The organism is Mycobacterium sp. (genome assembly GCF_039583785.1).
Taxonomy (GTDB): Bacteria; Actinomycetota; Actinomycetes; order Mycobacteriales; family Mycobacteriaceae; genus Mycobacterium.
The window spans coordinates 206,080-226,835 of record NZ_JAVKSG010000001.1 but is presented as its reverse complement, the minus strand read 5'-3'; the positions used below and the strand labels follow the sequence as shown (position 1 = coordinate 226,835).

The 20,756-nt window shown below is 67.1% G+C and carries 25 protein-coding genes and 1 pseudogene; 5 read left to right on the top strand and 21 right to left on the bottom strand.

The window, feature by feature from the left end; genetic code table 11:
- Positions 1 to 67 precede the first annotated feature (67 nt).
- Genes ABDV69_RS01155 through rpsB form a run of 3 tightly spaced genes read right to left on the bottom strand, consistent with a single transcriptional unit; the run spans position 68 to position 3,157 of the window.
- Positions 68 to 1,477, bottom strand: coding sequence for an amidase (locus ABDV69_RS01155; RefSeq protein ID WP_343571500.1), 1,410 nt, complete (start codon positions 1,475 to 1,477; stop codon positions 68 to 70).
- Positions 1,478 to 1,487: 10 nt separating this feature from the next.
- Positions 1,488 to 2,318: a translation elongation factor Ts gene (gene tsf / locus ABDV69_RS01150; RefSeq protein ID WP_343571499.1), complete on the bottom strand. Its 831-nt coding sequence runs from the start codon at positions 2,316 to 2,318 to the stop codon at positions 1,488 to 1,490.
- An 11-nt stretch (positions 2,319 to 2,329) separates the two neighbouring features.
- Positions 2,330 to 3,157 carry a 30S ribosomal protein S2 gene (gene rpsB, locus ABDV69_RS01145; RefSeq protein ID WP_343571498.1) on the bottom strand — a complete coding sequence of 276 codons (828 nt, stop codon included), beginning with the start codon at positions 3,155 to 3,157 and terminating at the stop codon, positions 2,330 to 2,332.
- A 274-nt stretch (positions 3,158 to 3,431) separates the two neighbouring features.
- Between rpsB and ABDV69_RS01140 the strand changes: the two genes are divergently transcribed.
- Complete coding sequence (locus ABDV69_RS01140; RefSeq protein WP_343571497.1) at positions 3,432 to 3,920, top strand: M23 family metallopeptidase; 489 nt, start codon at positions 3,432 to 3,434, stop codon at positions 3,918 to 3,920.
- Between the two features lie 154 nt (positions 3,921 to 4,074).
- On the opposite strand, the gene ABDV69_RS01135 is transcribed toward ABDV69_RS01140, so the two are convergent.
- From ABDV69_RS01135 to ABDV69_RS01105, 7 genes and pseudogenes are all read right to left on the bottom strand, one after another.
- Positions 4,075 to 4,977, bottom strand: a complete 903-nt coding sequence (locus ABDV69_RS01135) for a tyrosine recombinase XerC (RefSeq protein ID WP_343571496.1) — start codon at positions 4,975 to 4,977, stop codon at positions 4,075 to 4,077.
- A 32-nt stretch (positions 4,978 to 5,009) separates the two neighbouring features.
- Positions 5,010 to 6,170 (bottom strand): alpha-hydroxy-acid oxidizing protein, encoded by a 1,161-nt coding sequence (locus ABDV69_RS01130; RefSeq protein WP_343571495.1) that lies wholly within the window; start codon positions 6,168 to 6,170, stop codon positions 5,010 to 5,012.
- Positions 6,171 to 6,209: 39 nt separating this feature from the next.
- Positions 6,210 to 7,058: a siderophore-interacting protein gene (locus ABDV69_RS01125; protein WP_343571494.1), complete on the bottom strand. Its 849-nt coding sequence runs from the start codon at positions 7,056 to 7,058 to the stop codon at positions 6,210 to 6,212.
- A gap of 29 nt (positions 7,059 to 7,087) precedes the next feature.
- Entirely contained in the window at positions 7,088 to 8,245 is a 1,158-nt protein-coding gene (gene dprA / locus ABDV69_RS01120) for a DNA-processing protein DprA (protein WP_343571493.1), read from the bottom strand.
- Entirely contained in the window at positions 8,242 to 9,753 is a 1,512-nt protein-coding gene (locus tag ABDV69_RS01115) for a YifB family Mg chelatase-like AAA ATPase (protein ID WP_343571492.1), read from the bottom strand. The genes dprA and ABDV69_RS01115 overlap by 4 nt, the downstream gene beginning before the upstream one ends.
- Positions 9,753 to 10,121, bottom strand: coding sequence for a YraN family protein (locus tag ABDV69_RS01110; protein WP_343571491.1), 369 nt, complete (start codon positions 10,119 to 10,121; stop codon positions 9,753 to 9,755). The genes ABDV69_RS01115 and ABDV69_RS01110 overlap by 1 nt, the downstream gene beginning before the upstream one ends.
- A 375-nt stretch (positions 10,122 to 10,496) precedes the next feature.
- Positions 10,497 to 10,703, bottom strand: a pseudogene (locus ABDV69_RS01105) (amino acid permease); the annotation flags it as partial.
- Between the two features lie 95 nt (positions 10,704 to 10,798).
- Here ABDV69_RS01105 and ABDV69_RS01100 point away from each other — a divergent pair.
- Together ABDV69_RS01100 and ABDV69_RS01095 are read left to right on the top strand one after the other, a co-directional pair.
- On the top strand, positions 10,799 to 11,470 hold the full coding sequence (locus tag ABDV69_RS01100; RefSeq protein WP_343571490.1) for an ArsR family transcriptional regulator: 672 nt from the start codon (positions 10,799 to 10,801) through the stop codon (positions 11,468 to 11,470).
- A gap of 94 nt (positions 11,471 to 11,564) precedes the next feature.
- Entirely contained in the window at positions 11,565 to 12,899 is a 1,335-nt protein-coding gene (locus tag ABDV69_RS01095; protein WP_343571489.1) for a PPE family protein, read from the top strand.
- A gap of 17 nt (positions 12,900 to 12,916) precedes the next feature.
- Here ABDV69_RS01095 and ABDV69_RS01090 read toward each other — a convergent pair whose 3' ends face one another.
- Together ABDV69_RS01090 and ABDV69_RS01085 are read right to left on the bottom strand one after the other, a co-directional pair.
- A complete protein-coding gene (locus ABDV69_RS01090) occupies positions 12,917 to 13,159 on the bottom strand; it encodes a hypothetical protein (RefSeq protein WP_343571488.1) in 243 nt (80 codons plus the stop codon).
- Positions 13,156 to 13,356: a hypothetical protein gene (locus ABDV69_RS01085; protein WP_343571487.1), complete on the bottom strand. Its 201-nt coding sequence runs from the start codon at positions 13,354 to 13,356 to the stop codon at positions 13,156 to 13,158. The genes ABDV69_RS01090 and ABDV69_RS01085 overlap by 4 nt, the downstream gene beginning before the upstream one ends.
- 292 nt (positions 13,357 to 13,648) lie before the next feature.
- On the opposite strand from ABDV69_RS01085, the gene ABDV69_RS01080 reads away from it, so the two are divergent.
- Positions 13,649 to 14,398 (top strand): GAF and ANTAR domain-containing protein, encoded by a 750-nt coding sequence (locus tag ABDV69_RS01080; protein WP_343571486.1) that lies wholly within the window; start codon positions 13,649 to 13,651, stop codon positions 14,396 to 14,398.
- Positions 14,399 to 14,421: 23 nt separating this feature from the next.
- On the opposite strand, the gene ABDV69_RS01075 is transcribed toward ABDV69_RS01080, so the two are convergent.
- From ABDV69_RS01075 to ABDV69_RS01035, 9 genes are all read right to left on the bottom strand, one after another.
- Entirely contained in the window at positions 14,422 to 14,727 is a 306-nt protein-coding gene (locus tag ABDV69_RS01075) for a DUF2469 domain-containing protein (RefSeq protein ID WP_007171389.1), read from the bottom strand.
- Complete coding sequence (locus ABDV69_RS01070; protein WP_343571485.1) at positions 14,727 to 15,500, bottom strand: ribonuclease HII; 774 nt, start codon at positions 15,498 to 15,500, stop codon at positions 14,727 to 14,729. The genes ABDV69_RS01075 and ABDV69_RS01070 overlap by 1 nt, the downstream gene beginning before the upstream one ends.
- Positions 15,501 to 15,502: 2 nt before the next feature.
- On the bottom strand, positions 15,503 to 16,375 hold the full coding sequence (gene lepB, locus ABDV69_RS01065; protein ID WP_343571484.1) for a signal peptidase I: 873 nt from the start codon (positions 16,373 to 16,375) through the stop codon (positions 15,503 to 15,505).
- 70 nt (positions 16,376 to 16,445) lie between these two features.
- Complete coding sequence (rplS, locus tag ABDV69_RS01060) at positions 16,446 to 16,787, bottom strand: 50S ribosomal protein L19 (RefSeq protein WP_343571483.1); 342 nt, start codon at positions 16,785 to 16,787, stop codon at positions 16,446 to 16,448.
- 313 nt (positions 16,788 to 17,100) lie between these two features.
- On the bottom strand, positions 17,101 to 17,784 hold the full coding sequence (gene trmD, locus ABDV69_RS01055) for a tRNA (guanosine(37)-N1)-methyltransferase TrmD (RefSeq protein ID WP_343571482.1): 684 nt from the start codon (positions 17,782 to 17,784) through the stop codon (positions 17,101 to 17,103).
- A 10-nt stretch (positions 17,785 to 17,794) separates the two neighbouring features.
- Positions 17,795 to 18,316 carry a ribosome maturation factor RimM gene (gene rimM, locus ABDV69_RS01050; RefSeq protein ID WP_343571481.1) on the bottom strand — a complete coding sequence of 174 codons (522 nt, stop codon included), beginning with the start codon at positions 18,314 to 18,316 and terminating at the stop codon, positions 17,795 to 17,797.
- Between the two features lie 13 nt (positions 18,317 to 18,329).
- On the bottom strand, positions 18,330 to 18,572 hold the full coding sequence (locus ABDV69_RS01045) for an RNA-binding protein (protein ID WP_025736282.1): 243 nt from the start codon (positions 18,570 to 18,572) through the stop codon (positions 18,330 to 18,332).
- Positions 18,573 to 18,580: 8 nt separating this feature from the next.
- Complete coding sequence (gene rpsP / locus ABDV69_RS01040) at positions 18,581 to 19,105, bottom strand: 30S ribosomal protein S16 (RefSeq protein ID WP_343571480.1); 525 nt, start codon at positions 19,103 to 19,105, stop codon at positions 18,581 to 18,583.
- Between the two features lie 192 nt (positions 19,106 to 19,297).
- Complete coding sequence (locus tag ABDV69_RS01035; protein ID WP_343571590.1) at positions 19,298 to 19,717, bottom strand: nuclear transport factor 2 family protein; 420 nt, start codon at positions 19,715 to 19,717, stop codon at positions 19,298 to 19,300.
- Positions 19,718 to 19,769: 52 nt separating this feature from the next.
- Here ABDV69_RS01035 and ABDV69_RS01030 point away from each other — a divergent pair, with 52 nt between their 5' ends.
- Entirely contained in the window at positions 19,770 to 20,648 is an 879-nt protein-coding gene (locus ABDV69_RS01030; RefSeq protein WP_343571479.1) for a D-alanyl-D-alanine carboxypeptidase family protein, read from the top strand.
- Positions 20,649 to 20,756: the final 108 nt, after the last annotated feature.

Here is a 20,756-nt window from a genome sequence, read left to right as displayed (position 1 = left end):
GCGCATGCGCGTCGAAATCGAAAAGTCACTGTGTCCCCGCTTGCGCAGACTCCTGCGACTGGTGGGACTAAGCCTGCTGGTCGATACGCGCCCACGGTCGGGCATCTTCGAGTTCGTAGGCCAGCTCCAGCAATCGGGCTTCCTGGCCCATTGCCGCCGAGAACATCATGCCCACCGGCAAGCCGCTGGCGGATGTCGCCAGCGGCAATGAGATCGCGGGCTCGCCGGTGACGTTCTGCAACGGCGTGTAGGCGACCCAATCCTGCAGCCGGTCGATGATCTGCTGATAGTCGGCGGTCGGGTCGAGGTAACCGATCGGCGGCGGCTCGTCGGCCAGCGTCGGCGTCAAAACCACGTCGTAGGCGCGAGCCAGGCGCTCCGTGTAGCGCCGGGTGCGGAACAGGCGAACCAGCGCCAGTGGAACTTTGTGCAGATTGCGGCGGGCGTGCCGGTCCAGGCCCCGCGTTAAGTTGTCCAGGCGGGTCACGTCAAACCCGTCGAAGGCTCGCTTGTTCTGCTGAATCTGGCCCATCGCCAGCAGACCCCAATACAGCACGAAGTCCGACACGAAACTGTTTGGTATTGGCGGCTTTTCGAGATGGTCGACCTTATGACCCAATTCGTCGAGCAGTGCTGCGGATTTCAGCGTCAACTCGCGCACTTCGCGGCTGCATTCCCGCAGCAGCGAGTGGGTGATGACAGCGACCCGCAAGCGCTTCTTGCCGGCGTGCTGCAGGTCTCCGATCGTCGGGAGCTTCTTTGCGGGCCAGATGCGTTCAGCCTCGCGGTAAAACGCCGCAGTGTCGCGCACCGATCGGCTTACTACCCCGTTGGCGACGATGCGGATCGGCATCTGCCGGACTTCTTTGTCCAGCGGCAGCCGGCCACGCGAAGGCTTCAGGCCGACAAGCCCGTTGCAGGACGCCGGAATTCGGATCGAGCCGCCGCCGTCGTTGGCGTGCGCGATCGGCACCACACCCGCGGCCACGAAGGCGCCGGAACCCGATGACGACGCGCCCGGGGTGTGGTCGGTGTTCCAGGGATTGTGCACCGGCCCGAGCCGGGGGTGTTCGGCCGAGGCGCTGAACCCGTATTCCGACATCTGGGTTTTGCCCAGCGGGATCATCCCGGTGGCAAGGTACATTCGCGCGAATTCACCGTGAGCGTCGGCCGGGCGCGGCGGCCATGCATCGGTGCCGCGCATTGTCGGCAGTCCGGCGACGTCGACGTTGTCCTTGATGAACGTGGGCACGCCACTGAAATAGCCGCTCCGGGCCGGTGCCGCAGCCTGCGCGCGGGCCTTGTCGAAAGCCTCATGCGCCAACCCGTTCAGAGCGGGGTTGGCCGCTTCGGCGCGGGCAATGGCCGCCTCGACGACCTCAACCCGGCCCAGTCGGCCGGCGTTGAGGGCCTCGATCAGACCAACAGCGTCGAGGTGGCCGAGCGCGTCGTCACCGAATGCGTGCAGATGTCGCATCCGGCTGATGCTACTGCTGACCGACCTCGAACCGGACGAACCGGGTCACGGTGACACCGGCTTCGTCGAGCATTGCCTTGACGGTCTTCTTGCTGTCGGAGACCGACGGCTGCTCGAGCAGCACGACGTCCTTGAAGAACCCGTTCAGCCGACCCTCGACGATCTTGGGCAGGGCCTGCTCCGGCTTGCCCTCTTCTTTCGCGGTCTCCTCGGCGATGCGCCGTTCACTGGCCACGACGTCCTCGGGCACGTCGTCGCGCGACAGGAAACGGGCCTTGAGCGCGGCGATCTGCAGTGCGGCGGCGTGCGCGGCTGCTGTGCCCGTGTCCGGGTCGCTACCCGGACTGTATTCGACCAGCACACCGACTCCCGGCGGCAGGTCGGCCGCACGCTTGTGCAGGTAGGTCTCGACGGTGCCGTCAAAGTACGCAACCCGACGCAGTTCGAGCTTCTCGCCGATTTTGGCCGACAGCTCGGCGATGACCTGCTCGACGGTCTTGTCACCGATGTTGGCTGTCTTCAGGGCGTCGACGTCGGCGGCCTTGGACGCGGCGGCCGCCGCCACGATGTCCTCGGCGACCTTCTGGAACTCCGCGTTCTTGGCGACGAAGTCCGTCTCGCTGTTCAGCTCGATCAGCGCGCCGCCGTTGGCGGCGACCAGGCCTTCGGCGGTGGCCCGCTCGGCACGCTTGCCGACGTCTTTGGCGCCCTTGATGCGCAGCGCCTCGACGGCCTTGTCGAAGTCGCCGTCGCTTTCGGCGAGCGCGTTCTTACAGTCCAGCATGCCGGCGCCGGTGAGCTCGCGAAGACGCTTGACGTCAGCAGCGGTGAAGTTGGGCATCTCAGCCTTTCCTACGAGGGGTCTGGGGTTGGTTCGGGGGTGCTTGCGGCGGCATCGGCGGTGGCGGTTGCCGACGCGAGCAGCTCCTGCTCCCACTCGGCCAGTGGCTCGGCGCCCTCGGCCTCGGGCTTGCCGTCGCCGCGGCCCGCACCGGCACGCGCCTGCAGGCCCTCGGCCACCGCCGAGGCGATCACCTTGGTCAACAGCGCCGCCGAGCGGATCGCGTCGTCGTTGCCCGGAATCGGGTAGTTCACCTGGTCGGGGTCGCAGTTGGTGTCCAGGATCGCGATCACCGGGATGCCCAGCTTGATGGCCTCCGCGACCGCGAGGTGCTCCTTGTTGGTGTCGACGACCCAGACCGCCGACGGAACCTTCGCCATGTCGCGGATACCGCCCAGGCTGCGCTCCAGCTTGTTCTTCTCCCGGGTCAGCATCAAGATTTCTTTCTTGGTGCGACCTTCGAAGCCACCGGTCTGCTCCATCGCCTCGAGCTCCTTGAGCCGCTGCAGGCGCTTGTGCACGGTGGAGAAGTTGGTCAGCATGCCGCCCAGCCAGCGCTGGTTGACATACGGCATACCGACCCGGGTGGCCTCGGCGGCGATCGACTCCTGAGCCTGCTTCTTGGTGCCGACGAACAACACCGAACCGCCGTGCGCGACGGTCTCTTTGACGAATTCGTACGCCTGGTCGATGAAGGTCAGCGTCTGCTGCAGGTCGATGATGTAGATGCCGTTGCGGTCGGTGAAGATGAACCGCTTCATCTTGGGGTTCCAGCGACGGGTCTGGTGCCCGAAGTGGGTGCCGCTGTCAAGCAGCTGCTTCATGGTTACGACAGCCATAATGATGTAGTCGGCCTTCTTTGTTGTCGGTTGATGCCCGGCGACGGGTGACGTCGGGCCCTGGCGACTGTTGCGATGCCGGACCCGCCGGTGACGCTGTGAGACGGGACCGCCCGGCATGCGGTGCGAACTCCTAGTGACACGGGAGACGCGATGCAGACGCGCGAAGTCAGCTCGTAGTACGGGCTGCGCAGAGAAGTTTACACGGTCCGGCCAGGTGCTTTGTCCACAGCGCTGGCTGGCCGGTTCGCCGGCAGCGCGATGAACTGACCAGGTGCGATGGGCTACCGCCGTGGTGCTGACGTTGGTCGGAGCTTCGGCCGCCGCTGCGGACGATGTCCGATTTCAGTGGCCGCTGCGGCCGCAGCCGGCGGTGGTGCGCGCTTTCGACGCCCCTTCGCCGAACTGGAATCGCGGCCACCGCGGCGTCGACCTGGCGGGTACTGCCGGGCAATCGGTCTACGCCGCGGGCGCCGCGACGGTGGTGTACGCCGGGACGCTGGCCGGACGTCCACTGGTGTCGCTGGCCCATCCGGGCGGTGCGCACACCAGCTATGAGCCGGTCCGGGCCTGGGTGCGAGTCGGACAGCGGGTGGCTGCGGGTGCGGTGATCGGCGAGCTGCTGGCCGGCCACGCGGGCTGTGCCGTCGCGGCGTGCCTGCATTGGAGCGCGATGTGGGGTCCGGCTGCACGCGCCGACTACATCGACCCGCTGGGGCTGCTGGCGTCGACGCCGATCCGGCTCAAGCCGCTGCATCACTAGTCCGAAGCTAATCACAGCAGTTACGTCCGGGTCGGGGTGCCCTTTTTGCCCGCCTTCGAGCGAATTCGATCGCGGAGTCTGACTTTTCGCTATGAGCCGGGCACGTCGACCATCGGCCGCCCGAGAGGCTGCTGGGGCTGGTGTGACCCGCCGGTCAGGCCCGCGGATGGGCCTGGTCGTGCACCGCGCGCAGGCGGGCGACCGTGACGTGGGTGTAGAGCTGGGTGGTGGCCAGGCTGGAGTGACCCAGCAGTTCCTGGACGACCCGCAAATCGGCGCCGCCATCGAGCAGATGCGTTGCGGCGCTGTGCCTCAGGCCGTGCGGGCCGATGTCAGGCGCGCCGTCGACCGCGCCGACCGTCTGGTGCACGACGGTGCGCGCCTGCCGCACGTCGAGCCGACGTCCCCGCGCCCCCAGCAGCAGCGCCGGGCCGGACTGCGCGTTGACCAACTCCGGTCGTCCGTCGGCCAGCCACTCCTGCAGCGCCTCGGCGGCCGGCACGCCGAACGGAACGCTGCGCTGCTTGTTGCCCTTGCCGAGCACGCGCAGGATCCGGTGCGAGGTGTCGATGTCGTCGATGTCCAGGCCGCACAGCTCGCTGACCCGAATCCCGGTGGCATACAACAACTCAACGATCAAACGGTCACGTAAGGCCAGCGGATCGCCCTGCTGTGAACCGGATTTGGCCGCCGACATGGCAGCGAGCGCCTGATCCTGACGCAACACCGCTGGCAGCGCGCGGCGCGCCTTGGGCACCTGCAGCCGCGTCGCGGGATCACCGGCCAGCAGCCCACGCCGCACCGCCCATGCGGTGAACGTCTTGACCGCCGAGGTGCGGCGCGCCAGCGTGGCACGGGCCGCACCGGCGCCGGCGCCGGCGGCAAGCCACGACCTCAGGATCGGCAGGCTCAATTCCTGCAGACCCCGGCCTGGCGCGCGCTCGTCGATAAATGCGAACAGCGACCGCAGATCGCCGAGGTATGCGCGGCGGGTGTGCGCCGAGCGCAGGCACTGCAATTCCAGGTAGCTGTCGAACTCTTCGAGGATCGCCTGCACTACGCCACGGTCGCAGGGACCGACGCCGTCCTTCAGGTGACGCGCCGCAGGGTGTCCGGAGTGAGATCTTTCAACGTCGGGTAGCCGTCGACGGCCATGGTCAGGTCGGCTTCGGCCAGCAGCGACCGCAGCACGTGCACAATGCCGTCGACCCCGTCGAGCGCCAGGCCGTAGGCGTAGGGCCGCCCGACCCCGACCGCGGTCGCGCCCAGCGCCAGCGCTTTGACCACATCGGCGCCGCTGCGAACACCGGAGTCGAACAGCACCGGCAGCCCGTCGGCGGCCGCCACCACGCCCGGTAGGCAGTCCAGCGCGGGCAGTCCCCCGTTGGCCTGCCGGCCGCCGTGGTTGGAGCAGTAAATACCGTCGACGCCGCCGTCCTTGGCGCGGCGCGCATCGTCGGGATGGCAGATGCCCTTCACGATCAGTGGCAGCCTGGTCAGCGAGCGTAGCCACGGCAGGTCTTCCCAGCTCAGCGGATTGCCGAAGACCGAGATCCACTTCAGCACCGCGCCCTGCGGGTTTTCTTCGGGAGTCTGTGCCAGGCCGGCCCGAAACACCGGGTCGCTGGTGTAGTTGGCCAGACACTTGCCGCGCAGCTGCGGGAAGTTCGAGGTGCTCAGGTCACGCGGGCGCCAGCCGGTGACCCAGGTGTCCAGCGTGACGACGATGCCTTTGAAGCCGGCGGCCTCGGCCCGGTGTACCAGGCTGGCGGCCAGGTCGCGGTCGGTCGGCGTGTAGAGCTGGAAGAACCCGGGCGTATCGCCGAATTCGGCGGCGACGTCCTCCAGTGGGTCCTCGGTCAGCGTCGACATCACCATCGGCACGCCGGTGCGGGCGGCGGCCCGCGCGGTGGCCAAGTCGCCATGCCCGTCCTGGGCGCACAACGCGATCACACCGATCGGCGCCATGAACAGCGGGCTCGGCAACTTCAGCCCGAACAGGTCGACGGACAGGTCACGTTGCGCCGCACCGACGAACATCCGCGGCATCAGGCCCCACTGCCGGAAGACCTCGGCGTTGGCCCGCTGGGTGCGCTCGTCGCCCGCCCCGCCCGCGACGTATGACCAGATCGACGGCGGCAAGGCCTGTTCGGCCTTGGCCTCGAGCTCCGCGAAGATCATCGGCAGCTTCGGCACGATGCCGGCCAGGCCCTGGAGATAGATTTCGTTCTGATAGTCGCCGAATGCCATGCCAGGAGCATGCCAGCTGGCGATCGGGCTGACGAGGCCCTACCGGCCGCCGGCCTCGGCTGCGGCGAGTTCTTTCTTCCACTGCCGGAAAGTCTCTTCGGTGCGACCGCGCCGCCAGTACCCGGATATGGACGCCCATTTGGCGTCGACGCCGCGCTCTTTGCGAACGTAGTGCCGCAGGTTGTGCATCACCGCCTGCGCCTCGCCGTGAACAAAGGCGTGCACCTGCCCGGGCATCCAGAATGCGGTCTTGACGGCTTCGACCAGCGGCGCGAAGTCCCCGGCCCGGTCCTCCCCGACCAGATCGGCCCGGCCGCCGCGGTAAAGCCAATTGATCTGAACGCCCTCGGGCGCGGTCAGTGACACTTCGTCCTCGGGTTCGGCGACTTCGAGGAAAGCCTGGCCAATTGCATTGGCGGGCAAAGCTTCCAGCGCAACGCTGATCGCCGGCAGTGCGGTCTCGTCGCCCGCCAGCAAGTGCCAGTCCGCCGAAGGGTCGGGGGCATAGGCTCCGCTGGGGCCCATCAGATACATCTGCTGGCCGGGCTGCGCCGTCGCGGCCCAGGGTCCGGCGGTCCCATGCTCACCGTGCACCGCGATGTCGACGGCGAGCTCGCGCGCGACCGGGTCTGCGCGCCGAACGGTGATCGTCCGCACCACCGGTCGCGTGGCCGCCGGGAGGTCGGCGAACGAGTCCAGCGTCAACGGGTGTGGCAACCCGGCCACGTCGATGCCTTCTGGCACGAAGATCAGCTTGACATAGGAATCGGTGAATTCACTGGGCGTGAACGTGTCGAAGCCGTTGCCGCCCAGCACAACTCGAATCATGTGCGACATGACTTGTTCGGTGCGCAGCACTACGAACGTGTGCACTGGTCGACCGGACACCTGCCCCCCTTCGGCGCTGACCCTTTCGACTATAGAGGCGCACGGGGATGCGCCGGTTGACTACGATTCCGGACGATCCGCCAACCACCGTCGCGACGCTCGGCCACGCCGGCGAGCTCCAGCATCGCCAACGATGCCAGAATCCGCACCGGGTCCACCGCCGCGGCGACGGCAATCTCGTCGACGGTGGCGGTCCCACGGCCGGGCAACGCTTCGTACACCCGTCGCTCAGGCTCGCTCAACTCGTCGAGCGGACTCACCGGACGGGGTTGTTCCGACGCCAACTCGCCGATCCGGCCGACCAGCTCGACGACGTCCTCGGCGCGGGTGATGACTTCGGCGCCTGAACGCAGCAGTGCATGACATCCGCTCGACGCCGACGACGTGACCGGCCCCGGCACCGCGCCGACAACCCGGCCCAGTGCCCGCGCCCAGGCGGCAGTGTTGGCGGCGCCACTGCGCAAACCGGCCTCCACTACCACCACCGCTCCGCCGATTGCGGCCACTAACCGGTTGCGGGTCAGGAACCGGTGCCGGGCCGGACGCACCCCCGGCGGATATTCGGTGACCAGCAGCCCGTCGGTAGCAATCCGGTGCAGCAATGCCGAATGCCCTGCTGGATAGGGAATATCGAGCCCGCCTGCAAGCACCGCCACTGTGCGGCCGTCGACGGACAGCGCCCCGCGGTGCGCCGCCCCGTCGATCCCGTAAGCACCGCCGGAGACGACCGCGACGTCGCGCTCGGCCAGCCCGACCGCAAGGTCCGCGGCGACGTGCTCGCCGTAGCTGGTCGCCGCACGAGTGCCGACCACGGCCGCCGCCCGCGCAGCGACGTCGTCGAGCCCCGCCGGGCCGCGTACCCAGAGCGCCAGGGGTGGTGCACCCTGCGGTTTCGTTGCGACCGCCGCACCGCCGAACGCCGTGAACGCCAGCGCCGGCCACTCGTGGTCGCCAGCGGTGACCAGACGGCCGCCGCGACGGGCCAGCAGTTCCAGATCCTCGACGGCGCGGTCGATCTCACGCCTCGCTGTAGTGCTCCGCGCCAGGTTCTCCTCAACCTGGCCGCGCCGCACCCGCTCGGCCGCTTCGATCGGACCAACCCGGCCCACCAAGGCGGCGAGGTCAGGGCATGGCGGCTCGACGACCCGCGACAGGTATGCCCACGCGCGCTGCGTCGCGTCGGTCATCGTGCGGATCCCGGTTGACGGAAACTCAGCGCGGTGGCCACTTCGTCGCGCCCGGGTGACGTGCGGCCGGCCAGATCACTGAGCGTCCACGCGACCCGTAGCGTCCGATCAAGGCCGCGGATACTCAGTACGCCGCGATCCAGCGCAGTCCGCAGCGGCTCCATCGCGGCGCTGCCCGGACGGAACCGGCGCCGCAGCAGCGTGCCACTGACTTCGGCGTTGGTCCGAAACCCGTGCGCTCGCCAGCGCTGCGCGGCCGCATCGCGGGCCACCGTCACCCGGTGCCGGACCTCCCCTGTCGACTCCGGTTCGGAACTGGCGAACACGCTCATCCGCACCGGATGCATCTCGACCCGCAGGTCCACGCGATCCAGCAGCGGTCCGGACAACCGGCCGAGATACCGCCGCTTGACCGCGGCCGCGCAGATGCAGTCCTGCGGATCGGCCGGCGCGCAGGGACACGGGTTGGCCGCGAGCACAAGCTGAAAGCGGGCGGGATAGCACGCCACCCCGTCGCGCCGGGCAAGGCGGATTTCACCCTCCTCCAACGGGGTTCGTAACGCCTCCAGCGAGCTGACGCCGATCTCAGCGCACTCGTCGAGAAAGAGCACTCCGCGGTGTGCCCGGCTCACCGCCCCCGGCCGAGCCATTCCCGTCCCACCGCCGACCAGTGCCGCGACGCTCGAACTGTGATGCGGCGCCACGAACGGCGGCCGGGTGATCAGCGGGGTGGCATCCGACAACAGGCCGGCCACCGAATGAATTGCCGTGACCTCCAACGACTCGCCATCCGACAACGACGGAAGCAACCCCGGAAGGCGTTGCGCCAGCATGGTTTTACCTACTCCCGGCGGTCCGGTCAGCATCAGGTGATGCGACCCGGCAGCGGCGACCTCGACCGCGAAACGCGCCTGCGCCTGCCCCACCACGTCAGCCAGGTCCGCGGGCGGCTCCGGTTCCGGTGCGGGTCCGCTGATCCGCTCGTCCAGATGCGTTGCGCCACTGAGCCAGCCCAGCAGCTGCGAGAGCGTGCGCACACCCCACACCTCGATGCCGTCGACCAGGCCGGCCTCCGGCAGATTCGCCACCGGCACCACCGCGACTCCCCAGCCCGCACTCTTGGCTGCCAGCACCGCCGGCAGCACCCCACGCACCGGACGGACCCGGCCGTCCAACGCCAGCTCGCCGAGCACCACCGCGGATTCCAGTTGCCGCCAGGGCTTTTTCCGCTGCGCCGACAAGACCGCGGCCGCCAGCGCCAAGTCGTAGACCGATCCCATTTTCGGCAGCGTCGCGGGTGACAACGCGAGCGTCAGGCGCGACATCGGCCACTTGTTGTTGCAGTTCGTGATCGCGGCGCGGACCCGGTCGCGCGACTCCTGCAGGGCGGCGTCCGGAAGACCCACCAGATGTACGCCGGGCAAACCCGATGTGATGTCGGCTTCGATCTCCACGATCCGGCCGTCCAGCCCCAACACAGCGACCGAGAACGCGCGTCCGAGTGCCATCAGCCCACTCCCCGCAGATGGGTGAGCTCCGGGGTGCGCCGCCGGCCGATCCGCACACCGATGACGTCGATGCGCACGGCCGCCCACCGATGGTCCTGGGCGGCCAGCCAGATCGCGGCCAACCGACGCAAGCGGAGCGCCTTTTGCGCCGTCACCGCCTGGGCCAGCCCCCCGAAGCCGTCGCCGGTGCGGGTCTTGACCTCAACGAATATCACCGTGTCGGTGACCGGGTCCGCGGCGATCACATCCAGTTCGCCGTATCGGCAGCGCCAATTGCGGGCCACGATTCGCAGACCGATTCCGATCAGGTGATCGGTTGCCAATCGCTCACCGAGCGCCCCGATTTCGGCGCGGGTCCATGTCGTCATGCCGCCACCATGCGGCACGGGGGCGACGCGAATCACCCGCGCGCCCGGATCACCGCCGAACAACGGCCGGTTATCCCCAGTTACGTTGCCATCCCCAATTGGACGCGCGGCTGTTCGAGCGATACAGCTCGCCGTGCCGACTGATGGCTTCTACTCGCCAGACTGGCTAGATGGCGGGGTGGTAGTCATGGTCCGCCGTTCGGGTGTTCTGCGGCCTGGTCTACGGATTCACGTGCTGACGTGTGGCATTCGCGCTTCGTCGTCAGCTTGCGATCACGCCAGGGGACGTCCGATGTTGCATGTCAGCACACTGCAACGCAACGCGCTGTCGCATGCGGCCGCTGAGGCCGAGACCGCCGCCAGCCTCGCCGACTATGTCGCGTTGCAATAGGCGATCGCCGCGGCCACCGCCGGCCCCACCAGCAACCCGGACCCGGCAGCCTCGGCAGCGGGGGCCAAAGCCACGAAAATGCCCGCGCCGATCATCGAGCCCAGCCCGATCGTCACCGCATCGAACACACCAAGCTGACGGCGCAATTCCGCAGACGCGGCCGGATTCGGCTGAGCTGACTTCTCAGGCATTCCCATCCTCACCGGCAACACGCCACCCGAATATCGATCAAATCAGATTGATGGATATCCCGTATTCTGTGGTCATGCCAGCGTCATGTCAATCAATGCCGGCGTTCATCCAGCTCGCGGCCCATCCGTTGCGCTGGCAGTTGATCACCGCACTCTCGACCGGCGACTACCGTGTCCGAGAACTGGTCGCCCGCACCAATCAACCCCAGAACCTGATCTCGTATCACCTGCGGCTGCTGCGCGACAGCGGCCTGATCACGAGCACCCGCAGCAGCCGCAGCAGCCGCGACAGCTACTACCACCTCAACCTGCAGCACTGCGCCGACCAACTCGCCGCGGCAGGACCCGCACTGCATCCCGGGTTGCAGATGACACCCTCGCCACCAGCGGAGCAGCTCGATGCAAGCGCTTCGGTGCTGTTCGTGTGCACCGGCAACAGCGCACGCTCAGCGATCGCCGAAGCACTGCTACGCCACCTCGTGCGGGGACGACTGCACGTCACAAGTGCCGGGACCAAGCCCCGAAACTCCATGCACGCAAACATTTCTCGGGTCCTGCGCCAGGAATACGGCATTGACATCGCCGGGCAGCGACCACGCCACCTAGACCGGGTCGATACCGCGGACTTCACACACATCATCACCTTGTGCGACAAAGCCCGCGAAAACTGCCCCGATTTCAACGATCACCCCGGCCACCTCCACTGGAGCATCCCAGACCCGGTTACAGCCGACGACCACGACAGCTACCCGCATTTCAGCGCATAGCCACCGAAATCAACACCCGTGTCCACTACCTGCAAGCCACCCTGAGACAAAGTCACCCCACCGCGGCGAGAAACTAGACAGTTAGGCCGGGACAATGGATTTCGCAATGCTCCCACCGGAGGTCAACTCTGCGCGCATGTACGCCGGCCCCGGGGCGGGGCCGATGTTGGCAGCGGCCTCGGCCTGGGACGGGCTTGCCGCCGAACTTCAGTCCACTGCGGCGTCCTACCGGGCCACGATCTCCGAACTGGCCGGCGGACCGTGGCTGGGTGCGTCGTCGGCGTCGATGACGGCGGCCGCCATGCCCTATCTGGACTGGATGACCGCCGCGGCCGGGCACGCCGAACAGACCGCCACCCAGGCCCGGGCCGCAGCAGCGGCATATGCGGCAGCCTTTGCGATGACGGTGCCCCCGGCGGTGATCGGGGCCAACCGGAGCCTGCTGACGACGTTGATCGCCACCAACGTGCTCGGGGAGAACAGCGCCGCGATCGCAGCCGCCGAAGCGCAGTACGCCGAGATGTGGGCCCAGGCAGCCGCGGCGATGTACGGGTACGCCGGCTCGGCGTCGACGGCGTCGACGCTGACCCCGTTCGTGGAGCCGCCGACGACGACCAACTCGACCAGCGCAGAACAACAAGCGGCGCGGTCTGTCGTGACCAATAGCGTACGGGTGCTCGACACGATTCCTCAAGCCTTACAGTCACTCTCGGCCGCAGTAGCACCGACAACAGTGAATCCGTTAAATCTGCTGGGCCCGTTGGAGGTCCTGCTGGGGACGTTAGAGGTCCCGCTGGCCGCGACTACCGTAACCATCGGAACGGTCGGCATCACCACCTCGTTGACGTCGTTCGGCACGACGGTGCGAGGCCTGCTGATCAACGCCGACCGCGACTTCGACAACGGCAAGGGGCCGTTCACCGGCAACGGCGTCGGCGGAACGATGTTGCCGCAGTGGATCATCAACGGCACCGGTGGTATCGGCGCACCATCGGACGCGGTCCCGGACTCGGAGGGGCCGTCGAGACTCGGCCAGGCGCACAAAGTCGGCCGGCTGTCGGTGCCGTCTGGATGGACGGTCGCCGCACCGGAATTGCGTCCGGCCACCTACACGCTGCCGATCACCAGTGCCGCGGCAGCACCGGAGGCCAGCGCCGGCAACCTGTTCAGCAGCATGGGCCTGGCCGGCGCGGCGGGCGGCGCGGTCGGCAGCACCGCGTCGGCCGGACGCGGGAATGAGCGGGTGCGGACGGCACCGCGGCAAAGCCCGCAGACACCGCCCCCGCCACCGAATGAAGCGGTGACCGCGATCGCCACCGAATTGCAAGAACTCGCGACCCGGGCGCAGTCGCTGCTGGCCAAGTTGGCCGAATCCGGTCTGCTGACCACCGAGCAGGTGACCGAGCACAAGCAGCGTCTCAGGTGGTGATGCATTACCTTAAGTCGTCAGCTCACTCGCGCGTCGGCTCCGGCGTCCATCGGGACTGGTGCCGGAACCTGCCCCTTCCACGAGGTGTTCAGCAGTTCTCGGTATGGGCCGACGAGGTAGACGGTGTCGTTCGCCTGCAGGCGGACGTCGCGAGACGGGTTCAGTCTGGGCGGCGCATCGGGGTTGGTGATGGCAACGACCATGGTTTTAGCGCTCAGCGCGAAAAGAGGCACGTCCTCGAGGACGCCTCCGGACGTCACGCGCATCCCGCCGACGACGAACGATTGCTGCCCCCGAAGGCGACCAGCCATGCGACCGTGGTTGCTCCCCCGAACATCAACATGACCGCGCTTTCCTCGGATGGTTGGAGCTTGACGACGGTTGCGCCGGCGCTTTTCAGCTCATCGATGACCGTTGTCGCCAGCGCGTCGCCACCGCTGACGATAACTGCGCTCATCTCATCATCTCTGGCAAACACCCGCGGTATCTTCGCGCACCGCGACGGCAATCAGCTGTCAATCTGCTGCCAATCTGCTGCCCGCGGGGTCGAAAAGGCAGGCCGAAGCGGTGAGCGCCGTGCGGGGGCCGCCCACTGAGTGGCCACGGTGACCACGTAGTCAATCAAAGGAAGCTCGCCCGCTATCCTTACAGCATCTCGACGGCGGCCCCATCGGCTGAGTGCCCGCAGGAAGTCAACAGAAACGGCGATACGGTTGCCGGCAGCACAAGCGGCTTGAAATGATGTGGGTGTGACGGACGCGGCGAAGAACGGTTCCAGCGCAGAGCCGACGGCAGTAGACCCTGCCAAGGTGTTCTCCGCGCTGGCCGAGATCATCTATCAGGGCTCGGATTTGGACCAGGTCCACGCGGCCATCTGCGTGGCCGCGACCCTGGTTGTCACCGGGTGCGATCACGCGAGCTTGCTGGTGCGCCGCGGCGATCGCTACGTCACCGTCGGCGCGAGCGACAGCATCGCGTATCGAATCGACGACATGGAGCGCGCGGCCGCGGATGGGCCGTGCGTCGATGCGATCGAAGAAGAGGTGCCGCAGATCGAAACCGACCTCACCAAGCCCAACCAGTGGCCCCGACTGGCGGCCCGGATTATCGCCGAGACGCCGGTTCGCGGTGCCATGGGTTGTCGCATCCTGGTGGACAAGCGCAAGACCGGTGCCCTCAACCTGTTCAGCGACCGGGCGGGCGTGTTCGACACCGAGTCGGCCGGCGAGGCCATCGTGCTGGCCTCCTTTGCCAGCGTGGCGATCAACGCCGTCGCGCAGGGCGAGGACGTCTCGACCCTGCGGCGGGGGCTGCTGTCCAACCGCGAGATCGGCAAAGCCGTGGGAATGCTGATGATGCTGCACGGTATCGACGAGCAGGAGGCGTTCAATATCTTGCGCCGGTACTCCCAAGGTCTGAACATCAAACTGGCCGACGTGGCGCGCACGGTGATCGAGAGCCGGGGCAAGCCGACATTCGGCCAGGACGACCGGGTTTAGCGCTGGTTCAGCGCGGCACCTGCCTACTCGGGCAGACGAAGCTCGGGCTTCTCGACCTCTTCGATGTTGACGTCCTTGAACGTGACGACCCGTACCTGCTTGACGAACCGGGCCGGCCGATACATGTCCCACACCCAGGCATCGGAGAGCCGCAGCTCGAAGTAGACCTCGCCGTCGGCGTTGCGGGGAACCATCTCCACGCTGTTTGCCAAATAGAACCGGCGCTCGGTTTCCACCACGTAGCTGAACTGGCCCACGATGTCCTTGTATTCGCGGTACAGCGAGAGCTCCATCTCGGTTTCATACTTTTCGAGATCCTCGGCACTCATCAGCTCAACCGTCCTTCTTCGTCCCGTGGTTGATTGACCGGTTCCATCTTTCCCCACTCGTTCTCGGCCTGCTGAACCGGTTCGCATGCAGCCACTGTCCGACGGCGTGATCCGGACGCCACTCGTCGCACGTTGATGAACGAATACCGATGCTGTGGGCAAGGGCCCAACTCGGTCAGGGCAGCCGAGTGAGCCGCGGTGCTGTAGCCCTTGTGCACCGCGAAGCCGTAGCCCGGGTGGTCCGCCTCCATCGCCACCATCAGCCGATCCCGACTGACTTTGGCCAGCACGCTGGCCGCGGCGATACACGCGGCTGCGGCGTCGCCCCCGATCACCGGCAATGACGGCACCGCCAGACCCGGAACCCGGAAGCCGTCGCTGAGCACGTAGCCGGGGCGAACCGACAACCCCGCCACCGCCCGACGCATCCCTTCGATGTTGGCCGCGTGCACACCCCGCTGATCGACCTCGGTCGACGGGATGAACACCACGTGGTAGGCCAGTGCGTACCGGCGAATCAGCGGAAACAGCTTCTCCCGAGAATTCTCCGTCAACTTCTTTGAATCATCAAGAGCGGCAAGGCTTTCCAGTCGATTTGGGCCGAGCACGCAGGCCGCCACCACCAGCGGTCCGGCGCACGCGCCACGGCCGACCTCGTCCACGCCGGCCACCGGCCCGAGACCGCTACGGTACAGCGCGGACTCCAGGGTGCGCAGCCCCCGCGGACCTTCAGCTTTGCGGATCACCGTCCGCGGCGGCCAGGTGGTGACCATGCCTAATGATTCTGCTGTGGATTCACCGATCGCACGACACCCCAACGCGAGGGCGGCCACACAATGAACCGTGCCTTGCCGATGACGTTGTCAACCGGCACCGTGCCGGCCATCGGGTCGCCGGTGCACAGCAGTCCTTTGATCGCATCCTCGGGGGTACTAGTGCAGTGGGCCCGGGAGTCGGCGGAGTGAGTGCGGTTGTCCCCCATCACCCACAGCCGCCCCTGAGGGACATGGACTGGACCGAACTCAGGGCCCAGGCACGGGTAGACGGCCGGGTCCGCGTTCATTACGGCCGGATCCAGGTAAGGCTCGTTCAATTTCTGACCGTCGACTGTCAGTCCGGTGGTGTTGCGGCACTGCACGGTTTGCCCGCCGACCGCGATGACGCGCTTGACCAGATCGTTCTCGTCCGGCGGCACGAAGCCGATAAAGGACAGCGCGTTCTGTAGCCCGCGGATCGCCGGGTTGTGCGAGCGGATCGACTTGTACCCGATGTTCCACGACGGCGGCCCCTTGAACACGATGACGTCACCGGGGTGCGGCGAGCTGAAATCGTAGATGACCTTGTCGACCATGATCCGGTCCCCGACGCACCCCGCGCAGCCGTGCAACGTGGGTTCCATGGACTCCGACGGGATCAGATAGGGGCGGGCCACGAACGTCAACATCACGTAATAGAGCACCAGAGCGATCACGGCGAGGACGACGGTTTCACGCAGTGCCGCGTGTTTTTTGCCGATGTGCTCGTCCTCGTGAGCCGGCTCAGGTAGGGACGGAGGGGGCTCCGGGATGGACGGCTGGTCTTTCGCGACGTCTGGATCGGCCGGACCGGAATCGGGTTGACCCTCAGGCGAGTCGGTCGTGTCAGTCACCGCTTCAGCGTAGCCAGCGTCGCTGCGCGATCCGGCCGGGCCGCCGCAGAAACGCCGACCGCGCCCAGAATCAGCGCTTTTCCTTGATCTTGGCTTTCTTGCCGCGCAGCTCGCGCAGGTAGTAGAGCTTGGCGCGACGGACGTCACCGCGGGTCACGACGTCGATGTGGTCGATGTTGGGCGAGTGCACCGGGAAAGTCCGCTCGACGCCCACGCCGTAGCTTTCCTTGCGGACGGTGAAGGTCTCGCGAACCCCGCCGCCCTGACGCCGCAACACCACGCCCTTGAACACCTGGATGCGCTCTTTGGCACCCTCGATCACCTTCACGTGCACGTTGATCGTGTCGCCGGGGTTGAAGGTCGGGAGGTCATCGCGCAGCGACGTCTTGTCGATGAAGTCCAGCGTGTTCATGTCGGAGACACTTCCTTGCGGTCGCGGCCGGTGCTGGTCCTCACCGCTGCGGGCGTGTGAGCAGGCAACTCAGCCGATGGATTCGGACGTCTGGGAGTCTCGCAGTGGACGGAAGCGAGCCGATCGGCCGACACCCACCGGAGACAACTGACCAATTGTGCCAGATCGGGCCCATGGGAGTGAAATCACGGCGAATCGCCGCCCTTCCCACACCCCACCGTGGCGTGGGTGCGAGCGTGCGTGTCAGCACGCGACACGGGCGAGTTAGAACGTACAAGCGGGCACGCTCGTCGGGAAAGACAGCACCCTGGCGCTAGCCGCGATCCCACAGGTCGGGTCGGCGTTCACGCGTCCGTCCCTCGGAGGCCTGCCGGCGCCACGCCTCAACACGGGCGTGATCGCCGGACAGCAGCACCTCGGGGACGTCGAGTCCCCGCCAGCTCGGCGGTCGGGTGTACGACGGGCCCTCGAGCAGCCCGTCGGAATGCGAATCGTCTTGGTGGGAAAGCGGATTGCCGAGGACATTCGGCAGCAGCCGCAGCACGGCCTCGATCATGACCAGCGCCGCCGATTCACCGCCCGGCAGCACGTAGTCCCCGATCGACACCTCTTCGACGCGCATCCGCGTGCCGGCATCCTCGGCCACCCGCTGGTCGATTCCCTCATAGCGGCCGCAGGCGAACACCAGGTGCGACTCGCCGCTCCACCGCTGCGCGACCGACTGTGTGAAGAGTCTGCCCGCGGGTGTCGGGACGACGAGAAGTGTTGCCGGCGAGCAGATCTCGTCGATCGCTTCACCCCACACCGGGGCCTTCATCACCATCCCCGGCCCGCCCCCGTACGGCGAGTCGTCGACCGAGTGGTGCACGTCGTGCGTCCACCGGCGCAGGTCGTGCACCTCGAACCGGACGAGGCCGGACTCTATTGCCCTGCCCGGCAACGATTGTCGCAGCGGATCCAAATACGACGGAAAGATCGTGACGACGTCGATTCTCATCTCGGCGCCCTCAGTTCTCCAAGTCCAGGAGACCGTCGGGCGGATCGATCTCGACGACACCGTCCTGCAGCGACACCGCCGTGACGATGGCACCGACGAACGGCACCAGCAGTTCCGGGGCGCCGTCGCGCTTGATCGCCAGCAGTTCAGCGCCTGCGGTGTGCAAAACTTCGGTGACCGTGCCGAGGTCGAGGCCCGCCGTCGTCCGCACCCGCAGACCTTCGAGCTGGTGGTCGTAGTAGGTGTCGTCCTCGTCGATGGGTGGCAGGTCCGCCGAGTCGACGACGAACACGCTGCCACGCAGCGCATCGGCGGAATCACGATCGGTTACACCCGACAGCCTCAGCAAAAGTCGGGCGCCGTGCGGGCGAACCGTGTCCACCGTGTAGGTGCACTCGCGGCGATCAGACCCCTTGGCGCGCAACACCGAACCCGGGGCGAACCGAAGCTCGGGATCGTCGGTGCGGATGTCGACGACGAGCTCACCGGCGACGCCGTGCGCTTTCACCACGCGCCCGACTGTCAACTCCACGCCGAGCTCTCCGTTACTGGTCGGTGTCCACCACGTCGACGCGAATGCCGCGACCTCCGATACCGGCGACGAGCGTGCGCAGCGCCGTCGCGGTACGTCCGCCGCGGCCGATAACCTTACCGAGATCTTCGGGATGGACGTGCACTTCGACGGTCCGACCGCGCCTGCTGGTGACCAGGTCGACGCGCACATCGTCGGGATTGTCGACGATCCCACGGACCAGGTGTTCGACGGCGTCAACGACGACGGTGCTCATGGCCGCGGTCAGCTCTCGGTCGCGGGTTCGGCCGGCTCGGCGGCTGCAACGTCAGTTGCCGGTGCGCCGGCGTCACCGGCCGGCTTCTCGGCATCGTCGGACTTCTCCGCCTTGTCGGCGGGCTTGTCAGCGGCCTTCTTCGCCGGCGCCTTCTTCTGCTTAGGCTTGGCGGCCTCGGTATCGGGCCCACCGTCGGCGGCGGCCAGGGCCGCGTTGAACAGTTCGAGCTTGGTCGGCTTGGGTGCGGCCACCTTCAACCGGCCCTCAGCGCCGGGCAGGCCCTTGAACTTCTGCCAGTCGCCGGTGATCTTGAGCAGCTTGAGGACGGGATCGGTGGGCTGGGCTCCCACGGATAGCCAGTACTGCGCGCGTTCGGAGTCGACCTCGATCAGGCTCGGGTCTTCCTTGGGGTGATACCGGCCGATGACCTCGATGGCGCGGCCTTCGCGACGCGTCCGCGAGTCGGCGACCGAGATCCGGTACTGCGGATTGCGGATCTTGCCGAGCCGGGTGAGCTTGATTTTTACAGCCATGGTGACGCCACTTCTCCTAGCAGGTGTCACGCTGCAATTCAGCGATTCGGGCGGGAGTGCCCGGATCCGGTTTTGCCTCGCGTGTGTGACCGCCGAACAAGCACCGCAGTGGCGGTGGGTCGCGCGACGAACAGCCGCCTATTGTGCCAGAACCGGGCCCCGAGTCAGAAATTCACGCCTTGAGTGCGGCCGTCACAGGACTTTCTGGAAGCACTTGGTTTCGACCCGGCGGGTCATCCGCCAGCCGTCGGCGGTCCGGCAGAATTGGTCGTCGTACCACAGCCCGCAGAACATCACCTGCTCCTTTTCCCCGCCCAATACCATCGGGTTGAAGCAGATCGTCCGTGACGACGCGGTGTCCCCCTCGATGCGCACCGAGAAGTTGCCGAGCATGTGCGCGTACATCGGAAAGTTCGGTAACACCTCCGCCAACCAGGCCTTCACCTCGGGATAGCGGCCTTCAATCCCGCCGAGAGCCGTGTAGTCGATGTAGGCGTCCGGGGTGAATACGGCATCGAGATCCTCGAAGCGCCGAGTGTCGATCGCGGTCGAGTAGTCGGTGATCAGCTGCTGGATTTCCAACCGGTCCGAGATTTCGGCGTGGCTCAACATGACTTGATTGAACACCTCTGCCAACGGCAGCGGGCCGGTACTGTTCGGACCCATGCGGATGCTGATCGCCGCAATCGCGGCCACGTTAGCCATTGCCGGCTCCGGCACAACTGCGTGGGCCGACGTCGGCGTGCAGCCGGTCGGCTCGGTGCCGATCCCCGACGGCCCCGCCCAGACCTGGCTGGTGGCCGATCTCGACTCCGGCCAGGTGCTGGCCGCACGGGACGAGAATGTTCGCCACCCGCCGGCGAGCACCATCAAAGTGCTGCTGGCGCTGGTGGTGCTCGACGAGCTGAACCTGGACTCGACCGTCGTCGCCGATGCGGCCGACAGCCGCGTCGAGTGCAGTTGTGTGGGCGTGAAAGCCGGCCACAGCTACACGACGCGCCAGCTTCTGGACGGCCTGCTGTTGGTCTCCGGCAACGACGCGGCCAACACGCTGGCGCACATGCTGGGCGGCGTGGACGCCACGGTGGCCAAGATGGACGCCAAGGCGGCATCGCTGGGCGCAGTGAACACCCACGCCTCAACACCGTCCGGCCTGGACGGGCCCGGCGGAACAGGCTGGTCGACGGCCCACGATCTGGCGGTCATCTTTCGCGCGGCGATGGCCAACCCGGTGTTCGCCCAGATCACCGCCGAGCCGTCGGCGATGTTTCCCAACGAGACCGGGAACGACGGCGACCACCTGATCGTCAACCGCGACGAACTGCTGACGCGGTATCCGGGCGCGATCGGCGGCAAGACCGGGTTCACCGACGCCGCACGCAAGACGTTCGTCGGTGCCGCCGCTCGCGGAGGGCGCCGTCTGGTGGTAGCCATGATGTACGGATTGGTGCGCGAAGGCGGACCAACGTACTGGGATCAGGCCGCCGGCCTGCTCGACTGGGGCTTTGCGCTCAACCCGCAATCGGGAATCGGCACGCTGTAGGGCGGCGACGACAGTGTCCGTGGTTTCGGCTACTCTTCGGTGTGCCGTGGCAGTCTGTTACGCAGGAGTTCAATACGAGCTTCCCCGGCACCGGAGTCGACACGCGTC

Coding starts and splice junctions, on each gene's coding strand:
- ABDV69_RS01155 (WP_343571500.1), bottom strand. CDS start 1,477: ATGCGACATCTGCACGCATTCGGTGACGACGCGCTCGGCCACCTCGAC.
- tsf (WP_343571499.1), bottom strand. CDS start 2,318: ATGCCCAACTTCACCGCTGCTGACGTCAAGCGTCTTCGCGAGCTCACC.
- rpsB (WP_343571498.1), bottom strand. CDS start 3,157: ATGGCTGTCGTAACCATGAAGCAGCTGCTTGACAGCGGCACCCACTTC.
- ABDV69_RS01130 (WP_343571495.1), bottom strand. CDS start 6,170: ATGGCATTCGGCGACTATCAGAACGAAATCTATCTCCAGGGCCTGGCC.
- dprA (WP_343571493.1), bottom strand. CDS start 8,245: ATGACCGACGCGACGCAGCGCGCGTGGGCATACCTGTCGCGGGTCGTC.
- ABDV69_RS01115 (WP_343571492.1), bottom strand. CDS start 9,753: ATGGCACTCGGACGCGCGTTCTCGGTCGCTGTGTTGGGGCTGGACGGC.
- ABDV69_RS01110 (WP_343571491.1), bottom strand. CDS start 10,121: ATGACGACATGGACCCGCGCCGAAATCGGGGCGCTCGGTGAGCGATTG.
- ABDV69_RS01100 (WP_343571490.1), top strand. CDS start 10,799: ATGCCGGCGTTCATCCAGCTCGCGGCCCATCCGTTGCGCTGGCAGTTG.
- ABDV69_RS01095 (WP_343571489.1), top strand. CDS start 11,565: ATGGATTTCGCAATGCTCCCACCGGAGGTCAACTCTGCGCGCATGTAC.
- ABDV69_RS01085 (WP_343571487.1), bottom strand. CDS start 13,356: ATGAGCGCAGTTATCGTCAGCGGTGGCGACGCGCTGGCGACAACGGTC.
- ABDV69_RS01075 (WP_007171389.1), bottom strand. CDS start 14,727: ATGAGTGCCGAGGATCTCGAAAAGTATGAAACCGAGATGGAGCTCTCG.
- ABDV69_RS01070 (WP_343571485.1), bottom strand. CDS start 15,500: ATGGTCACCACCTGGCCGCCGCGGACGGTGATCCGCAAAGCTGAAGGT.
- rplS (WP_343571483.1), bottom strand. CDS start 16,787: ATGAACACGCTGGACTTCATCGACAAGACGTCGCTGCGCGATGACCTC.
- trmD (WP_343571482.1), bottom strand. CDS start 17,784: ATGAGAATCGACGTCGTCACGATCTTTCCGTCGTATTTGGATCCGCTG.
- ABDV69_RS01045 (WP_025736282.1), bottom strand. CDS start 18,572: ATGAGCACCGTCGTCGTTGACGCCGTCGAACACCTGGTCCGTGGGATC.
- rpsP (WP_343571480.1), bottom strand. CDS start 19,105: ATGGCTGTAAAAATCAAGCTCACCCGGCTCGGCAAGATCCGCAATCCG.
- ABDV69_RS01035 (WP_343571590.1), bottom strand. CDS start 19,717: ATGTTGAGCCACGCCGAAATCTCGGACCGGTTGGAAATCCAGCAGCTG.
- ABDV69_RS01030 (WP_343571479.1), top strand. CDS start 19,770: ATGCGGATGCTGATCGCCGCAATCGCGGCCACGTTAGCCATTGCCGGC.